This window comes from Bradyrhizobium sp. 6(2017) (assembly GCF_011058295.2).
In the GTDB taxonomy this organism is placed as follows: domain Bacteria; phylum Pseudomonadota; class Alphaproteobacteria; order Rhizobiales; family Xanthobacteraceae; genus Bradyrhizobium; species Bradyrhizobium septentrionale.
Window position 1 is genome coordinate 7,541,639 of the sequence record NZ_CP049289.2, and the last position, 16,420, is coordinate 7,558,058.

The 16,420-nt window shown below is 65.0% G+C and carries 17 protein-coding genes; 9 read left to right on the forward strand and 8 right to left on the reverse strand.

The window, feature by feature from the left end:
- Positions 1–1,281 (reverse strand): MFS transporter, encoded by a 1,281-nt coding sequence (locus G6P99_RS35840; protein WP_414645603.1) that lies wholly within the window; start codon positions 1,279–1,281, stop codon positions 1–3.
- Positions 1,282–1,343: 62 nt separating this feature from the next.
- Complete coding sequence (locus tag G6P99_RS35845) at positions 1,344–1,802, reverse strand: hypothetical protein (protein WP_245284824.1); 459 nt, start codon at positions 1,800–1,802, stop codon at positions 1,344–1,346.
- A 239-nt stretch (positions 1,803–2,041) separates the two neighbouring features.
- Here G6P99_RS35845 and G6P99_RS35850 point away from each other — a divergent pair, with 239 nt between their 5' ends.
- The 4 genes from G6P99_RS35850 to G6P99_RS35865 all read left to right on the forward strand — a co-directional run bounded on the left by G6P99_RS35850 (position 2,042) and on the right by G6P99_RS35865 (position 5,665).
- Positions 2,042–2,251, forward strand: a complete 210-nt coding sequence (locus G6P99_RS35850) for a hypothetical protein (RefSeq protein ID WP_156928846.1) — start codon at positions 2,042–2,044, stop codon at positions 2,249–2,251.
- Positions 2,252–2,355: 104 nt separating this feature from the next.
- Positions 2,356–2,652, forward strand: coding sequence for a hypothetical protein (locus G6P99_RS35855; RefSeq protein ID WP_029083677.1), 297 nt, complete (start codon positions 2,356–2,358; stop codon positions 2,650–2,652).
- A gap of 298 nt (positions 2,653–2,950) precedes the next feature.
- Positions 2,951–5,083, forward strand: a complete 2,133-nt coding sequence (flhA, locus tag G6P99_RS35860; RefSeq protein ID WP_029083678.1) for a flagellar biosynthesis protein FlhA — start codon at positions 2,951–2,953, stop codon at positions 5,081–5,083.
- 381 nt (positions 5,084–5,464) lie between these two features.
- A complete protein-coding gene (locus G6P99_RS35865; RefSeq protein WP_016848568.1) occupies positions 5,465–5,665 on the forward strand; it encodes a hypothetical protein in 201 nt (66 codons plus the stop codon).
- Positions 5,666–5,991: 326 nt separating this feature from the next.
- Here the strand turns inward: G6P99_RS35865 and G6P99_RS35870 are convergent, their stop codons facing one another.
- From G6P99_RS35870 to fliI, 4 genes are all read right to left on the reverse strand, one after another.
- Positions 5,992–6,966, reverse strand: a complete 975-nt coding sequence (locus tag G6P99_RS35870; protein WP_165125282.1) for an anti-sigma factor — start codon at positions 6,964–6,966, stop codon at positions 5,992–5,994.
- A 3-nt stretch (positions 6,967–6,969) separates the two neighbouring features.
- The gene (locus G6P99_RS35875) at positions 6,970–7,515 is read right to left on the reverse strand and encodes a sigma-70 family RNA polymerase sigma factor (RefSeq protein WP_029083680.1); all 546 of its coding nucleotides are present in this window, start codon (positions 7,513–7,515) and stop codon (positions 6,970–6,972) included.
- A gap of 212 nt (positions 7,516–7,727) precedes the next feature.
- On the reverse strand, positions 7,728–8,147 hold the full coding sequence (fliJ, locus tag G6P99_RS35880) for a flagellar export protein FliJ (protein WP_016848565.1): 420 nt from the start codon (positions 8,145–8,147) through the stop codon (positions 7,728–7,730).
- A gap of 108 nt (positions 8,148–8,255) precedes the next feature.
- Positions 8,256–9,581, reverse strand: coding sequence for a flagellar protein export ATPase FliI (fliI, locus tag G6P99_RS35885; protein WP_029083681.1), 1,326 nt, complete (start codon positions 9,579–9,581; stop codon positions 8,256–8,258).
- 365 nt (positions 9,582–9,946) lie between these two features.
- Between fliI and ctrA the strand changes: the two genes are divergently transcribed.
- On the forward strand, positions 9,947–10,648 hold the full coding sequence (gene ctrA, locus G6P99_RS35890) for a response regulator transcription factor CtrA (protein WP_016848562.1): 702 nt from the start codon (positions 9,947–9,949) through the stop codon (positions 10,646–10,648).
- Between the two features lie 82 nt (positions 10,649–10,730).
- Here ctrA and G6P99_RS35895 read toward each other — a convergent pair whose 3' ends face one another.
- A complete protein-coding gene (locus G6P99_RS35895; RefSeq protein WP_165125285.1) occupies positions 10,731–12,335 on the reverse strand; it encodes a S53 family peptidase in 1,605 nt (534 codons plus the stop codon).
- Positions 12,336–12,351: 16 nt separating this feature from the next.
- Positions 12,352–13,521 carry a hypothetical protein gene (locus tag G6P99_RS35900; RefSeq protein ID WP_165125288.1) on the reverse strand — a complete coding sequence of 390 codons (1,170 nt, stop codon included), beginning with the start codon at positions 13,519–13,521 and terminating at the stop codon, positions 12,352–12,354.
- Positions 13,522–13,800: 279 nt separating this feature from the next.
- Between G6P99_RS35900 and G6P99_RS35905 the strand changes: the two genes are divergently transcribed.
- From G6P99_RS35905 to G6P99_RS35920, 4 genes are all read left to right on the forward strand, one after another.
- Positions 13,801–14,205: a DUF350 domain-containing protein gene (locus G6P99_RS35905; protein WP_029083682.1), complete on the forward strand. Its 405-nt coding sequence runs from the start codon at positions 13,801–13,803 to the stop codon at positions 14,203–14,205.
- A 15-nt stretch (positions 14,206–14,220) separates the two neighbouring features.
- Complete coding sequence (locus G6P99_RS35910) at positions 14,221–14,655, forward strand: hypothetical protein (RefSeq protein ID WP_029083683.1); 435 nt, start codon at positions 14,221–14,223, stop codon at positions 14,653–14,655.
- Between the two features lie 102 nt (positions 14,656–14,757).
- Positions 14,758–14,979, forward strand: coding sequence for a hypothetical protein (locus tag G6P99_RS35915; RefSeq protein WP_029083684.1), 222 nt, complete (start codon positions 14,758–14,760; stop codon positions 14,977–14,979).
- Between the two features lie 127 nt (positions 14,980–15,106).
- On the forward strand, positions 15,107–16,264 hold the full coding sequence (locus tag G6P99_RS35920) for a glutathionylspermidine synthase family protein (protein WP_029083685.1): 1,158 nt from the start codon (positions 15,107–15,109) through the stop codon (positions 16,262–16,264).
- Positions 16,265–16,420: the final 156 nt, after the last annotated feature.

Genomic DNA, 16,420 nt, shown 5'->3' on the forward strand with positions numbered 1-16,420 from the left:
CTACGCCAGCGCCAGCCGCTGCCGCGCCCGCATCAGAAGCAGCAGGATGATGCTGACATTGAGCAGGTTCCAGGCGAGGCCATTGGTGAAGGCCGCGGCGTAAGAGCCGGTGGCGTCGAAGATCACGCCTGAGATCCAGCCGCCAAAGGACATGCCGAACACCGAGGCGAAGATCACGATGCCGATCCGGGTCGCGGCCTCCGACGCCGGCATCGCCTCGCGCACGATGATGGCATAGCTCGGCACGATGCCGCCCTGGAACAGGCCGAACATCGCGGAGATGACGTAGAGCGAGGTCAGGCTGTCGAAGAACAGATAGAACAACAGCGCCGAGCCCTGCGCGATCGAGCCGATCAGCAAGGTGCGGATGCCGCCGATCCGGTCGGCGAGGAAGCCGGAGCCGATCCGGCTGATGATGCCGAAGCCGAGCATCAGCGACAGCATCTCGGCACCGCGCGCCACGCCGTAGCCGAGATCGCCGCAATAGGCGACGATGTGGACCTGCGGCATCGACATCGCCACGCAGCAGGAGATCGACGCGAGCGCCAGGATCGCGGTCAGCGCGTTGGTGGAAAGCCGCAGATCGACCCGCGGCGGCGCCGCGTTGACATGGCTGCGCCTGACAGCCGCGCCCATCAACAGCCGCAGCACCATTAGCGCGAGCGTCATCGCGATCGCGGTGAAGATGCCGATCGCAACATGGGTGGTGCGCCAGCCGACGCTCTGCATGCCGAAATTGACCAGCGGCGGCCACACCGTGCCGCCGACATAATTGCCGCTGGCGGCGATCGCGACCGCCAGCCCCCGGTAGCGCTCGAACCAGTGCGACGCCTCCGCCATCAGCGGGCCGAAGGTCGCGGCCGACGACAGGCCGATGGCGAAATGCAGCAGGATGAAGGCCCAGATCGACGGCGCGTAGCCGGCGCCGACATAGCCGAGGCCGAGGATGCCGATTCCGGCGCCGATCGCCGCGACGATGCCGTAGCGGTCGCTGATCTTGCCGGTCACGACCTGGCCGATGCCGAAGCCGAGCATCACCATGGTGAAGGCGAGCGAGGCCGTTCCGCGGGTGGCGCCGAAGTCGGTCTGCACCACCGGCAGCGCCACCACCACGGACCACATGCCGACGCTGCCGAGCGAGCCGATCGCCACGGCCACAGCAAGGCGCAGCCACGCCCGGCGCGAGTCGGGAATGAACGTTGCGACTTCAGGGGAAAATTCAGAAGAAATTGCCACGGCAGGCGGAACTTCGTCGGCATTTGCCTCCGGGTCAAGCCACATTGCCGAGAGATTAGGCATGCGCCAGCAACGGGACGCGCACCCGCGCCGGCATGTGAGACGGATCAGTTCCCGAAATTGGGATCCTGCGACTGGAATGCGCCGCACTTCGCGTGCCTGGCGAACCGCTGGTCGAAGTCGACGGTGCCGCCGGCGACGGGAATCCGGGTCGGCGGCAGGCCACGGAGGTATTGATCGACGGTCACGGTCTTCTCGTCGGCGCTCAGGGTGACGCGCACCGGCTCGAGCGGCTTGCCCTTGTTCACATCCGTCAGGTCCAGCGTGTAGTAGCCAATCACCGATTGTCCGCCCCGCATATGGCGATCGACCGATAGCGGCAGATAGACCTCCATCCGGACACCCTCGCCTTCGCAGGCGATCATGCGGATCATCACGGCCTCGGCACCGGGCGGTTTCGCGAACGCCGCGGTCGCAACGCAAAGGGATATGGCCGCGACAAGGCCGCGCCTCACGAACCCGCGCCTGTCAATCATCGCAATGGTGCGGCGCATCTGGTTTGGCATTCGGCATCCACAATGACCTTTACGTTGCATTTGGTCGGCGCCGGGTCCGGCAAGTTCAATTCTCCGGCTCCGCCGGTTCGGGAATATCGCTGGTCGAACGGTGATCCATGCTGATGAAGAAAGCTGCTATAATGCGAACCGGTTCACACTGGCGGCGCGCAACCCGAACTATCATTTCGCCGGGATATCACGCAGTTCGCAAGGTAAAGGATCGAAGCGCATACTGTCGGAGGGTCATCATGCATTCGTCGTCTGCAGAGTGGTTGCCCGTTGCGTCAGCACCAGCGGACCGCGAGCTCGAGGTCTGTGTCATCGACTATGACGGCATGGTCCACGCGCTCATGTTCCCGTGCCACCGGGACGGCGCCGAATGGGTCGATCATGCCAGCAGCAAGCACCTCGATATCCAGCCGACGCATTGGCGCAGTTGGATGCGTCCGGCAAATTAGCGCCGTCATGATCGGTCCGGGACGGCCGACGCCGATCTCGCACCGATCCGCATCTTGAGCTAGAATTGCCGCGTGAGGTTCAAGGGTGGGCCAGGAGGCTCGTCATGGAATCACACGTGATCCCTTTCGAAAATCGTTGGACCAACGGCAAGCATGCCTGGCAGTGGCATTGCGAGCTCGAGCGGCTGGGCGTGGCGACAGTCCGGACGATGTATTGCGAGCATGAGACCCACCATCGCGACGAGCTCGCGGTGGTATTCGATGTTCCCGCAGGCTTTGTCCGCGACTGGCTGGCCTTCCACGACCGGCGTGCCGCGCGGCAGCAATTGCTGTGGCGCACCAGCGTCATCACCCTCGGCCTGATCGCCGCATCAGGCGTCATGCTCGGTGCTTTCAGATAGAGGCTGCGAACCCCGTCCCCCGAACGGCCGAGCCGTCCGCCCGCGCTCCCGGCCGGAAATCCGCCATGCCCGGCGCCTGCGACGACCCGCGCGGCCCCGCAGAGGCACTTATTAACCCTTTGCTAACCATACACCCGGCAAGAATTGCCCAGTGAAGTCGAGTGTCGTCGAACGCGTATAGCGGGTGGAGATCCCCGTGGACGCCAGCGCGGTGCCTCACTTTCGGAACGGCGGCCCTGCGGCCGTCGCGCAGACGCTTGGCGGCCGCGGCCGCCAGTCGCGGGGGAGAGCGGCTACCATGGTCGACGTCACGGCGGGTCAGGGCACGGCAGGCAAGAGCGGATTGCCGAGCCTCGGCGAGATCGGCGAGATCCTGAAGCGCGGCGATATCGCGCTGGCGATCGGCGTCCTCACCATCCTGGTGGTGCTGATCCTGCCGCTGCCCTCGATCGTGCTCGACCTGTTCCTGGCGGTCTCGATTACGATCTCGATCCTGATCCTGATGACCTCGCTGTTCATCCAGGCGCCGCTGGAATTCTCGTCGTTTCCGACCATCCTCTTGATCTCGACCATGATGCGGCTGTCGCTGAACATGGCCTCGACCCGGCTGATCCTGAGCCACGGTCATGAGGGCACGGCGGCGGCCGGCCACGTCATCGAGGCGTTCGGCAACTTCGTGATGGGCGGCAACTTCGTGATCGGCATCATCGTGTTCGCGATCCTGGTGATCGTGAACTTCGTGGTCATCACCAAGGGTTCGGGCCGCATCGCCGAAGTCGCGGCGCGCTTTCAACTGGACTCGATGCCCGGCAAGCAGATGGCGATCGACGCCGACCTGTCCGCCGGCCTGATCGACGAGAAAGCGGCCAAAGAACGCCGCAAGGCGCTGGAAGACGAGAGCGGCTTCTTCGGCGCCATGGACGGTGCCTCGAAATTCGTCCGCGGCGACGCCATCGCCGGCCTTTTGATCGTCGGCATCAACATCGTCGGCGGCATCATCATCGGCGTCGCCCAGCAGGGCCTCTCCTTCAGCGAAGCCGCCCGCACCTATACCGTGCTGACGGTCGGCGACGGCCTCGTCACCCAGGTGCCCGCGCTGATCGTTTCGACCGCCGCGGGCCTGCTCGTCTCCAAGGCCGGCATCACCGGCGCCGCCGACAAGGCGCTGATGCGCCAGCTCTCCGGCTATCCGCAGGCGCTCGGCATGTCGGCCGGCGTCATGCTGATGCTGGCGCTGCTGCCGGGCATTCCGACGCTGCCGTTCCTGGCGCTGGGCTCCGGCGCCGCGGCGCTGGCCTGGAACGCGCGCAAACACAAGCGGGCGGCGAAGGCCGCCGAGGCCGCCGAAGCCGCCGCCCCCGCTGCGGCCGCGGCCGCGGCAGCCGCCGCCGCGGAGGAGCCGATCGCCGCCGCGCTGAAGATCGACGACCTCAAGATCGAGCTCGGCTACGCGCTGCTGCCGCTGGTCAACGGACCCGACGGCACCGACCGCCTCACCGAGCAGATCAAGGCGCTGCGCCGCTCGCTCGCGATCGAGATGGGCTTTGTGATGCCGGCGGTGCGCATCCTCGACAATGTGCAGCTCGAGGCCAACAGCTACGTCATCAAGATCAAGGAAGTCGACGCCGGCACCGGCAAGATCTGGCCGAGCCAGTTCATGGTCATGGACCCCGCCGGCAACCAGGTACAGCTGCCCGGCATCCACACCATCGAGCCGACCTTCGGCCTGCCGGCGACCTGGGTCGATGCCGGCCTGAAGGAAGAGGCCGCGCTGAAGGGCTACACCGTGGTCGACGCCGCCACCGTGCTGTCGACGCATCTGACCGAGCTGCTCAAGACCAACATGGCGGACCTGCTGTCCTATGGCGAGGTGCAGAAGCTGCTGAAGGACCTGCCGAAGGAGCAGGGCGAGCTGATCAAGGACATCGTGCCGAGCCAGGTCACGATGTCGGGCATCCAGCGCGTGCTGCAGCTGCTGCTCGCCGAGCGCATCTCGATCCGCGATCTCTCGACCATCCTCGAAGGCATCGCCGACGCGCTGGCGTTCTCGCGCAATCCGTCCGCCATGGTCGAGCATGTCCGGGCCCGGCTGGCGCGGCAGATTTGCGCCCAGAACACCTCGCCAAACGGCTATCTGCCGCTGATCGCGCTGTCGGCGCGCTGGGAGCAGGCGTTTGCCGAGTCGATCGTCGGTCAGGGCGACGACCGCAGCCTGGCGATGCAGCCTTCAAAGCTATCGGAGTTCATGACCGCCGTGCGCAACGCCTTCGAACAAGCGGCGCGCGAAGGCGAGGCACCGGTGCTGGTGACGTCGGCCGCGATCCGGCCGTTCGTTCGCTCCCTGGTGGAACGTTTCCGCTCGCAGACCACCGTTTTGTCGCAGGCCGAGATCCATCCCCGAGCCCGGCTGAAGACGGTCGGCAGCGTGTAGAGCTTCTTGTTTGACGCGTTTTCTTCACGCGAACCGGCGTCCACTTCGCTCGAAAACGCTCTAGCGGGCGCAAATCATTCGCGTTTTCGCCTGTGTTTTCTCGCCACAGGCAACTGATTTGTGCGGAACTGTCTGGAACGGGCCTATCTTGGTGATCGGCGCCCGACACTCCAGCAAGATACTGATATTACGAGTAATTAATGTTTATCTCGGTGACTCGAGGCGACTTTCGATCGCGGCGGATCACGTCTCATCACCAGCTTGTGATGACCTCTAGGGAACGGAATCGGCAAATCCTACGTTGGTGGGGCACGAGACGTTGAACCGGGCAACAGAGCAGACCGACAGATTAACAGAGCAGGAAGGCGGCAGGAGACTTCCATGAACCACTCGATCTACAGCGCCGATCGTATGACGCACCTGAAGATTGTGGTCGTGGCGTTGTTCGCCGGTATCCTGGTCGCCGGTTTCGGCATCGCGGCGCACAATTCGTCGGACGAGGGTTATACGCAGACGGCGCGGGTCATGAAGGCCGGCAAGCCGGTCGCGATCACAAGCTCGAGCAACTCGCTGGTCCGCTGATCAGCCAGCTCGCTAACAGGAGAGTTTCACGAATTCACGTAGTGTTCTTTACAGCCCCCCAAAGTCGCTGCGTGGATATTTAAGACCCCCAACTACCCCCAAGTTGACTACCGAAAACGCCCGCTCCCCACGGGCGTTTTCTTTTTTGTGCGGATGGCAACAGCGCCGTTCGAGATTGTGCTGATCGCTGAATCGGCAAGAACACTTCAACTCGTCATGCCCGGGCTTGTCCCGGGCATCCACGTCTTGCTCACCTCGGCGGCCCAAAGACGTGGATGGCCGGGACGCGCCCGGCCATGACGGAGAACACCGATATTGCGCTGGGCTTACCGCGGCGTCGAACCCGACGCGCCTGGCACGGTCTCGATCAGCTTGCCGGTGAAGATCGGTGCCGAAGTCGGCTGGCCGTTCGGCGAACCGCCGGCCTGCTCGACGGTCACCGCATAGGTGGCGCCGTTGATCACGTCGGGGTCATAGCCCGACAACACCGGGCGCGCGGTGAAATCATCGGCGCCGATCACGCCGAGCGATCGCGGCTGCGGCAGCTTGTCGGAGATCAGCCACAGCTCAAAACTCTTGCCGGGCTCCGACGGGGCGCCGACCTTGCGGACCGTGAAGTTCTTGGTCGCGCCGTCGATGGTAAGGATGAAGGCGGGTCCGCCATTCTGCCCCTGCAACAGCGCGACATATTGCGCGGACGGCGCGAATGCCGGCGCCGGCGTTTTCACTTCCACGGTCTGGATGCGCGGCTTCGGCCGGATCGCGTTCGGCAAGGCGTCGGGCCGGAAGATCTGCAGGCTGAGCGTCACCAGCAACGCGGCCGCGATCGCAGTCGCAGCCGACGCGATGCCGCGCCAGCGCTTCACGCGGCTCGTCAGCGCGACCACGTTGCTGTCACCGAAGCTGACCCGTGGCCGCCGGATCTCGGTTGGCTGCGGTATCGCCCGCGGCTGCTGCGGCTCGTCCGGATCGAACGCTGAGCCGAATTCGGAATCGTCCATGATCGGCTTCGGTGGCGGCGGTGTCACCGTCGCGGCCGGCGGCTCGGGCAGCACCAGCGGCGCCTGCGGCGCGCTCGCATGGCCGATCGCCGCCTTGATGTTGTCCCAGACCACCGGGCGCGGCTCGACCGAGCCAACCATCTGGTTGAGCGGCCCGAGCCTGAACTCCCAGGCCTGCACGAGGGCTGCGAACTCGCTGTCGACGGCCATCATGGTCTCGACCTGCGCGCGCTCCTCGGCGGCGAGCGTACCGAGCGCATATTCCGCGGCGAGCGCGATATGGTCTTCACTAGTGGCCATCAATCAGAGTCCAAGACACTCCCGGATATCCATCAGGCTGCGGCGCAGCCAGGTCTTCACCGTGTTCACCGGCGTCTCGAACTTTGCGGCGAGCTGTTCGCGGCTCCAGCCGTTGTAATAGGCGAGCAGCACGAGCTTCTGACGATCCGGCTCCAGACGACCGACGCACTCCAACAACCGCTTCAACTCTTCCGTCATTTCCCGTCGCGCCAGCGGATCGGGTGAGTCGGCGGCGACTTCCATCGCGGCCGGCTCATCTTCCAGCGAGGACTCGCCTCGCTTGCGCACAACGTCGATGGCGCGGTTGCGCGCGATCGACGTCATCCACGTGATCGGGGACGACAGGGCTGGGTTGAACTGCCCGGCGCTGTTCCAGATCTTGACGTAAGCCTCCTGAATGACCTCCTCTGCGAGGTCCTGTCGCCGCAAGATACGGAGCACGACGCCGAAGAGTTTCGCGCGGGTCGCGGCGTACAACCGCTCAAAGGCGGCCTCATCCCCCCTCGCGACGGCGGCGATTAGCCAGACCAGCTCAGCCGGCGTCAGCATCTTGCGCCCCCCAAGCCTGCATCAAGCCTGCATCCCCCATCGCCTCATTGCCACCGTGCCGCCGATCGTCCGGTCCGGACCGGTGGTAGCATATTTTGGGACACCACGATCCGCCAAGTAGGCGCCAAGTGGCCGGCTTGTGGACAGCGCCCAACAAAAAGCCCGGGCGATCGGCCCGGGCTCTCAATCTGGTCAGCGGAGGGAGCGAGATATCAGGCGATGACGCCGAGACGGGCCCGCATCAGGCCGATCGAATCCATGTCGGCCTGTTCGCGAGCGCTCTCCTCCGCGCGTTCGCGCGCCTGATCGCGCTCGTCGAGCAGTTCGACCTTCTTCAGCTCCTCGAAAGCCTCCGACAGCAGCGCCTTGGCGTCGTCGAGCTGGGCGCGCAGTTCGTCGGCCGAGCGGGTCAGGTTCTCGCGGCGCTGGATCGCGGCCTTGGCATAGGTCGGATAGGCGAAGTGCGTGGGGTCGTTGATCCCGGCGCGCTCCTGTTCGGTCTGGATCTCGCGCTCGAGTTCGACGGACATGCGCTGGAAGTCGGCGATCATGCCTTCGATCTGGGTAACCCGACGGCGCTTTTCATCGACCTGAAACTTCTTCAGGCGGATCAGCGTTTCACGTGACTTCATCGACTCATACTCCCCAGAAGTCCCAATTCTGAACGCGGGACAGAGCCGGCACCCCCCTGGGCCCCGCCGGCATAGCTATGGTGTGCCGGAGATGATGGCCTGACAAAGTTAGCGTTCCGTTTCCAAACCCGACAGGATTTGAGCGAGTTGCCGGTAGCCGTCGCCAAGGCTGGTCGCCTCCTCCTTGGCCTGGCGCAGGTAGGCCTCGAGCGGCTCATGCAGCCGGATCGCCTCGTCGACCTCGGGGCTGGAACCCGGCCGGTAGGCCCCGAGCCGGATCAATTCCTCCATGTCGGCATAGGTCGCCATCACCTGCCGCGCCTTGTTGATGTAGGGCAGGAAGTTCGGATCGGCCGACTTCGGCATCGTGCGCGAGACCGACTTGAGGATGTTGACCGCGGGATAGCGGCCGCGCTCGGCGATTGCCCGCTGCATTACAATATGACCGTCGAGGATGCCGCGCACCGCGTCCGCGATCGGCTCATTGTGGTCGTCGCCGTCGACCAGCACGGTGAAGATCGCGGTGATGGTACCGTCGCCGGTACCCGGCCCGGCCCGCTCCAACAACTTCGGCAGCTCGGTGAACACGGTCGGCGTGTAGCCCTTGGCGGTCGGCGGCTCGCCGGCCGAGAGGCCGATTTCGCGTTGCGCCATCGCAAAGCGCGTCACCGAGTCCATCAGGCACAGCACGTCCTGGTCCTCATCGCGGAAATACTCCGCGATGGCGAGCGTGAGGTACGCCGCCTGGCGCCGCATCAGCGCCGGCTCGTCCGAGGTGGCGACCACCACGACCGAGCGCGCCAGCCCCTCCTCGCCGAGGTCTTCCTGGAGGAATTCTTGCACCTCGCGGCCGCGTTCGCCGATCAGCCCGATCACCGAGATCGCGGCATCGACATTGCGCGCCAGCATCGACAGCAGCACCGACTTGCCGACGCCGGAGCCGGCGAAGATGCCGAGCCGCTGGCCGCGGCAGCAGGTCAGGAAGGTATTGAGACCGCGCACGCCGAGATCGAGCGGCGGACCGACCCGCTTGCGCGAATGTGCAGGGGGCGGCGAGTTGCGGTAGGACATCGGTGAGGCGCCCTGCGGCAGCGGGCCCTTGCCGTCGATCGGTTCGCCCATCGCGTTGACGACGCGGCCGAGCCACGCCGGCGACGGCCGCACCTGGCTCGCCGCATTGGCGATGACCGCGCGGCAACCGCGCCTGACACCCTCGAGCCCGCCGAACGGCATCACCACCGCGTTCTCGCCGGAGAAGCCGATCACCTCGGCCGGGATGAAGCGGCCTGCACCGACGTCGATCACGATGCGGGCGCCGACCGACATCGCGTGAATGGGCCCCGCGATCTCGACCATGAGCCCGCGAACACCGACCACACGGCCATAAATATTGACGCCGTCGATGCCGCCGATCTGCTCCGCGAGCGCCTTCATTGCGAAAACCTTAAGTTTCCGCGATTTTGCTCCAGCCGCTTAACTTCGTGTTTACCCGCATCATTAATCATTGCGTCACTGTCTTTGGTGACTGAGGTCGCTTGCCCATCAGAAGAAGGGCGAGTCGCGAGAGTCGGTTAGGCCCGCCTCTTAATCTGGAATCTGAACGAGCGCGGTTAGGAAAACCTACTTCTACGCAATATCTTAGGGCGATTCGACAAAAATTGCACGGTTAGAGCTTGCGTGAAGGAATCAGTTTTTGTTAACCATATCTCGTCAGGATCCGAATCAGTTGTTCAAAGGCGTTTTGAGTGCCGCAAGTGCGGCCGACCTGACGCCCGGAGCGGCGACTATAGGGGACTGGCATGCGCGTTTTGCTGATTGAAGATGATAGCGCCGTCGCGCAGTCGATCGAATTGATGCTCAAATCCGAGAGTTTCAACGTCTACACGACGGATCTCGGTGAAGAAGGCGTCGATCTCGGCAAGCTTTACGACTACGACATCATCCTGCTCGACCTCAACCTGCCCGACATGTCCGGTTATGACGTGCTGAAGCAGCTCCGGGTCTCGAAGATCAAGACTCCCATTCTGATCCTCTCCGGCCTTGCCGGCATCGAGGACAAGGTCAAGGGTCTCGGCGTCGGCGCCGACGACTACATGACCAAGCCCTTCCACAAGGACGAACTGGTCGCCCGCATCCACGCGATCGTGCGCCGCTCCAAGGGCCACGCCCAGTCGGTCATCCAGACCGGCGATCTCGTGGTCAATCTCGACACCAAGACGGTCGAGGTCGGCGGCCAGCGCGTGCACCTGACCGGCAAGGAATACCAGATGCTGGAGCTGCTCTCGCTCCGCAAGGGCACCACGCTCACCAAGGAAATGTTCCTCAACCACCTCTACGGCGGCATGGACGAGCCGGAGCTGAAGATCATCGACGTCTTCATCTGCAAGCTGCGCAAGAAGCTCGCCAACGCCTCCGAGGGCCGCAACTTCATCGAGACCGTGTGGGGCCGCGGCTACGTGCTGCGCGAGCCGCACGAGGCCGACGAGCGCATTCCCGCCTGACCTTCTGGCGCCGCAGCGAACCCAGGGTTCGCTCCTCCCGACCTCAACCCCGCCGCAAATGGCGGGGTTTTTGTTTGCGATGCTACGCGACCGGCGTTGCCGCGAGCGCCGCGACGAGATCCGCGCCCTTCGGGACACCGAGACCCGTGCAGGCGCTCCAACCGCGACCTGCATCGTAACCCTTGCCGCGGACGCGGTTGTTGCCCTGCTCGATCGAGCTGAACAGCGCCTGGTTGGCATAGAGTGTGGAATTAACGAAGCCGAGCGGCGCGTCACGCGCCGCATTGGCGATCGCGATCAGTCCGGCCCATAGCGGCGCGACTGCGCTGGTACCGTCCTTGATCAATACCGCACCGTTAAGCACGATGCGGTAGCCCGGCGTGGCGGCCGCTGCCGCGGCGACATCGGGAACACCGCGCCGCACGGCTCCGTCATTGACGGAGGCCGGCAGCGCGAGGGCGGACTGATAGGCCGGCACCGGAAACACGTCGCTGATCCCGCCGCCGGTGCCGCTGACGCCGTCGTTCCAGACGATTTCCCCATTGAGCGTCGCATCGGCATCGCCGGCCGCAGGCTGCGTACCGCCACAACTGAGCACATAGGGACTCGACGCGGGAAACCAGACATGGGCCTTGCCATCGTCCAATCCGCCGGTCGCAAGCTCGTCACCGGCCGCGAACAGCACCGTGACCTTCAAGCGCTGGGCGTCGGCCAACACCGCCTGCATCGCGTCGCGAGCGGACGAGCTCCAGAACATCTCGGCGCTGCCCCAGCTGACGGACAAGACCTGCGGCCGGTTGGCGTCGTCGAAGATCGCATGATTGATTGCGCCGACCAGGCTCTGAATGGTGTTGCCGGCGAAATAGACCACGATCCGCGCCTTCGGCAGCAGGCCGGCCAGGATCTGGAGATCGAGCGCGATCTCCTCGTCGGACATCGTGCCGCCGCCAAATTGATTGCCGATCCCCGGCGCCGCAGCAGCCCCGGCCATGGTTGTGACCGCTTTGTCGACAACTTCAGGCGGGTCGCGCCCCATCGCCGTCAGCGCCTGCGCCAGGTCGGTGGCGAGATAACCGCCGCCCAGTGCGATGATGCCGACACAGACTTTCGAAACATTGCGATCGAGCGGAATGCCGTAGCGCGCGGCGACATCCGTCGGCCACAAGCCTGCACCGGCTCCGGCCCCCGCGAGCGCGCGCAGCCGCTCCGGCGGCCTCGACACCGGCCGTTGGTCAAAGCCGAGGATCGCGCGGGTCCACGGCGCGATGTCCTTCGGTACGACCAAGGCGCCGACGCGGGCGCGGAAGCGGCAACGGCCGTCGTCATAGACGCGAAGCGTTGCGCCGAGCACTTCGCTCAACAGGCGTGCCGTAGCCTCCAGCGTGACGGTTCGCTGCGACAGATCGATTTCAAGCACCGTGACGCGATACTGCGCCGCCAGCTTCCTGATGCGTGCAGCGGCGCGGCCGTGGGTGCGGCGGCGCTGCACTGCCAGCGCGTGCCGCGTGATCGGCTTCGCCAGCCGGGCAAGATCGCCGGCGCTGCCCGGCTGGAACGCGTCGGGCGTGCGCCGCTTCAGGTAGATCGTGACGACGATGCGTTCGTCCGGATCGACCTCGCCGACATAGGTCGCACCCGGCGGCTCGGCGCGATAGCTGCCTGCGAGCTGAATCTTTTGCCCGGTCACCGGTGCATCCAACAGCCTATTTCCCCGTGCAGCCGCTCGGCTGCGGCGGGGTCTGGGTGTCGTCGATCGCGCAGAACGGGATCGACCAGACGAAGTCTGCGGAGGTGGCAATCTGCGTGAGGCCGGGCATGCCCTGGAAGATCGGCGGCTGAGTGGAGAAACGCCAGAACCAGTTGGGCTGGATCGGGCCGAGCGGCGCGCCGTTGTTGTCGAATCCGGCGCCGGTGGTCGCAGCACCCGTGTTGTCCCAGGCCGCGCGGCCGTGGCAAGTCATGCACGAGGATTGATCGACAAAACCCCGCTCGGTGACCGAATTGCCGACACGGATGTCGAGGCCGGTCGCATCGGTGAAATCGGTCTGCGATCCCTTGAGACAATAATTGGCGAATGCCGGATCCCAGTTGGCGGATGCGATCATCGCCGCCAGCGCCGGCGTCTTCACGCAATCAGGATAGGCCTGGTTCGGCTGCGGATTCGGGTTCATCGGGTTGGTCTGCGCGCCGAACGCGTCGTGGCAGCCGATGATGTCGCAGCGTCCGGGATTGAACTTGTGCTCGAAGGTCGCCCACGTCCAGTTCGGGACCGCCTTGGAGATGATGTGCATGGAGACGAAGGCGTATTGCTGGCCGTCGGAGCCGGTGTTGACGTGGTAGAGCTTGGGCACGTCGGCGAGCGAGACCCTGCCACCGCTGAATTCCGGAATATCCGTCACCAGCATCCAGTTCGCCTTCACCTCCATCGCGGCAACCGGGAATGACAGGGTCTTGCCAAACGCCGTGCGAAGACCGGACACCTTGTACAGGTTGTTCTGGACGATGAAGTCGAACGACTCCTTGTTGCGGCGGGTTTCCTCGAGGAAGCCCGCGCCGGGCGGAATCGCCGGCAACAGCTTACCCGACTGCTGCAGCGCCAGACGGCCCAGCCTCGGCACCGCGGGCTGGCGCAGCGCGAGCGGCGCTGGCGCCGTCGGGAATTGCGGATTGGCCTTGAACGTATCGGAGTCGCTGGCCCAAGTCTCGAACAGAGCATTGCTGCCGCCGGCGCTCGTATTGACCTGAATGAAGAACTGCCAGGCCAGTTGGTCCGGCTCATTCATCGCCGGGTTCGGCGTCGTTTGCGCCACGGCTGGACCAACAGGAAGCAGACACAAGCCGCAACCGAGCACGGCGTTGACCAATCGTCTCATCGTCATCCTCCTCCAGCATCGCAGGGCTCAGACACGGTCTGCCGATTGCGGATCGGCACGCATGTGGCCGGCGCCATCACCGAGGTGACCGCGCGCCAATCACCAAAGGTTGCATTCCATATAGAGGACGATTGCTGATTTCCGTGTGAAGCGGCTCACAGGCGGCCCCGGCATGTGGGCCCCTGATGTCCCTAGCTGCCGGGATTTCGAACCGAAGCTTCGCGAACTGCGACCAATGGGCTATACGACGACCGACAAGCGGCAGTTCGGGCGCATCACATGATCCTGCAATCCCTCGCCGGCCTGCCGGCGTTCCTGGTCTATTTTTGCACGGCGCTGATCGCCGTGGTCGCCTACCTCTTCGTCTACACGCGCGTCACACCGCACGACGAATTCCAGCTGATCCGCGACAATGATCCGGCGGCGGCGATTGCGCTCGGCTTGAGCCTGCTCGGCTTCGTGCTGCCGGTGGTCAGCGCCATCGCCCACTCCGCCAACGTGATCGACTGCCTGATCTGGAGCATGATCGCGCTGATCGTGCAGATCATCGTCTATTACATCGTGAAGATCCCGGTGCCGAGCCTGTCGGCGCGGATCGCCGCAGGCGAGCTCGCGCCGGCGATCTGGCTCGGGCTGTCCTCGCTGGCCGCAGGCGCGCTGAACGCGGCCTGCATGATCTACTGAGCCAATGAGCTAACCATGGCGCGCAAACCGAACCCGGATTTCGGCAAGCGGCGGCTGGTCGTGCCGGAGGTGCAGCCGCGGCCGGAGCCACCCTCCAAGCGCTCCAACCATGTCGCGCTGCTGATCATGGGCACGCTCGCGGTCGGCGGCAGCGCCTACGCGCTGATGCCGCGGCCTAATTGCCAGCCCGTGCAGCCGCCGCCACCGGGCGTCACCGCTCCGGGCACCACTGCGCCAGTGCCCCCGCAACCCGGCGTCGATTGCACGGCGCGCAGTTCGTCGTCCGGTTCGGGCGGCAGCAGCGGCGGCTCCTCACGCAGCAGCTTCTACAGCAGCAGCTCCTCGTCGGGCGGCTCGTCATCCTCGTCGAGTTCGTCGTCGAGCTCCTCGGTCAGCCGCGGCGGCTTCGGCTCGTTCGCGCATGCGTTCGGCTTCGGCGGCGGCGGATGAGCATTTTGTGGTGTCATCGGCGCGTCATCGCGCTTTCGCTTGCCCGGCCATCCCGGCTGGTGGACACTCGGCGCGGCTCCGCAGATGACAGGGATTGCGTCGATGAAACGCTCGCGCCGCGTATGGCTGAAATTGATGGGAAGTATTGCGATCGGCGCGGCGTCGATCGGCCTGACGCCAGGTCAGGCTCGCAGTCACCACCATGCAGGGCACCGACCGAAGAAAAAGCAGCCCGAGCAAGTGTCGCCCTCCGGGGGCTTCGGCGGCGCTCCGCGCACCATCGCCCGCTATGGCGACGGCGATCCCTCGCATGGCGGAAGCTAGAGCATGATCCGGAAAAGTGGACACCGGTTTTCGGCGCGACAAACGCGAAGCGTTTGCGCGGAGATCATGCTCAAGCAAACCTGACACCAGGCTGACACGCGTCGTCTGAAGATCACGGGCCACCCTCATGCAACGCATCGCATGCCCCGAGCGCGACGATTGGCAAACGACCGCCGAGAACGCCGGCTTCACCTTCCACAGCATTGACGGCGAACGTTACTGGGACGAGCGTGCCTATTACGCCTTCACGCTGGACGAGATCGAGCGCGACATCGAAGCGCCGACCGGCGAGATCGAGGCAATGTGCCTCGAGCTCGCCGGCCGTGCGGTCAAGGACGAGCGCTATCTGCGCCGGCTGAAGATTCCGGAGGCGTACTGGGATCTGATCGCTGTGAGCTGGCGCCGCAAGAACCCGAGCCTGTACGGCCGGCTCGATCTCAAATTCAGCGGCAGCGGCCCGGCAAAGCTGCTCGAATACAACGCCGACACGCCGACCTCGATCTTCGAGGCGGCGGTGTTTCAATGGACCTGGCTCGAACAGGCGATCGCGCGCAACATCATCCCGAAGCGCGCCGACCAGTTCAACTCGATCCACGAGGCGCTGATCGGGGCCTGGAAGACGATCGGCGCGACCCACCCGCTGCACCTCACCGGCCTGACCGGAAATGCCGAGGACGCCGGCACGCTCGCCTATCTCGAGGACACCGCAGCGCAAGCCGGGCTGAAGACCACGCTGCTCGACATCGAGCAGATCGGGCTGCGCAACGACGGCCAGTTCGTCGACCTCGACGAATGCCCGATCAGGCTGGCGTTCAAGCTCTACCCGTGGGAGTGGATGTTTCACGACGCGTTCGGCAAGAATCTCGCGGCCGCGCCGACGCAGTGGATCGAGCCGCCCTGGAAGGCGATCCTGTCCAACAAGGGCATCCTGCCGCTGCTGTGGGAGATGTTCCCGAACCACCCCAATCTGCTGCCGGCCTATTTCGAGGACGACCCGCAGGCAGCTCAGCTCGGCACCTCCTACGTACGCAAGCCGATCTATTCGCGCGAGGGCGCCAACGTCGAACTGGTCAGCGCCGGCCTTACGCTGGTCGCAGAGGAAGGCCCCTACGGCGCCGAAGGCTTCATCCGCCAGGCGCTGGCGCCGTTGCCGAATTTTTCCGGGCAGTACCCTGTGCTCGGCAGCTGGCTGGTCGACCACACGCCGTGCGGGCTGTCGATCCGCGAGGACGAGAACCCGATCACCGGCAACACCTCCCGGTTTCTGCCGCACGCGATCTTGTAGCGACTTCTAAGCGCTGCTCTGCCTCCGTCATCCTGAGGAGCGCGCTCTTGCGCGCGTCTCGAAGGATGAACGGCCCGGCTGTCTGCCATCATCCTAAGACGCAAGTTCGAAGAACGTGCGGCCACCGCCCGGGCCGTCGATCCTTCGAGACGCCGC

Bases quoted from the DNA above. Each gene is read 5' to 3' on its own strand.
- G6P99_RS35840 (WP_414645603.1), bottom strand. From the start codon at position 1,281: ATGTGGCTTGACCCGGAGGCAAATGCCGACGAAGTTCCGCCTGCCGTG.
- G6P99_RS35845 (WP_245284824.1), bottom strand. From the start codon at position 1,802: ATGCCAAACCAGATGCGCCGCACCATTGCGATGATTGACAGGCGCGGG.
- G6P99_RS35850 (WP_156928846.1), top strand. From the start codon at position 2,042: ATGCATTCGTCGTCTGCAGAGTGGTTGCCCGTTGCGTCAGCACCAGCG.
- G6P99_RS35855 (WP_029083677.1), top strand. From the start codon at position 2,356: ATGGAATCACACGTGATCCCTTTCGAAAATCGTTGGACCAACGGCAAG.
- flhA (WP_029083678.1), top strand. From the start codon at position 2,951: ATGGTCGACGTCACGGCGGGTCAGGGCACGGCAGGCAAGAGCGGATTG.
- G6P99_RS35865 (WP_016848568.1), top strand. From the start codon at position 5,465: ATGAACCACTCGATCTACAGCGCCGATCGTATGACGCACCTGAAGATT.
- G6P99_RS35870 (WP_165125282.1), bottom strand. From the start codon at position 6,966: ATGGCCACTAGTGAAGACCATATCGCGCTCGCCGCGGAATATGCGCTC.
- G6P99_RS35875 (WP_029083680.1), bottom strand. From the start codon at position 7,515: ATGCTGACGCCGGCTGAGCTGGTCTGGCTAATCGCCGCCGTCGCGAGG.
- fliJ (WP_016848565.1), bottom strand. From the start codon at position 8,147: ATGAAGTCACGTGAAACGCTGATCCGCCTGAAGAAGTTTCAGGTCGAT.
- fliI (WP_029083681.1), bottom strand. From the start codon at position 9,581: ATGAAGGCGCTCGCGGAGCAGATCGGCGGCATCGACGGCGTCAATATT.
- ctrA (WP_016848562.1), top strand. From the start codon at position 9,947: ATGCGCGTTTTGCTGATTGAAGATGATAGCGCCGTCGCGCAGTCGATC.
- G6P99_RS35900 (WP_165125288.1), bottom strand. From the start codon at position 13,521: ATGAGACGATTGGTCAACGCCGTGCTCGGTTGCGGCTTGTGTCTGCTT.
- G6P99_RS35905 (WP_029083682.1), top strand. From the start codon at position 13,801: ATGATCCTGCAATCCCTCGCCGGCCTGCCGGCGTTCCTGGTCTATTTT.
- G6P99_RS35910 (WP_029083683.1), top strand. From the start codon at position 14,221: ATGGCGCGCAAACCGAACCCGGATTTCGGCAAGCGGCGGCTGGTCGTG.
- G6P99_RS35915 (WP_029083684.1), top strand. From the start codon at position 14,758: ATGAAACGCTCGCGCCGCGTATGGCTGAAATTGATGGGAAGTATTGCG.
- G6P99_RS35920 (WP_029083685.1), top strand. From the start codon at position 15,107: ATGCAACGCATCGCATGCCCCGAGCGCGACGATTGGCAAACGACCGCC.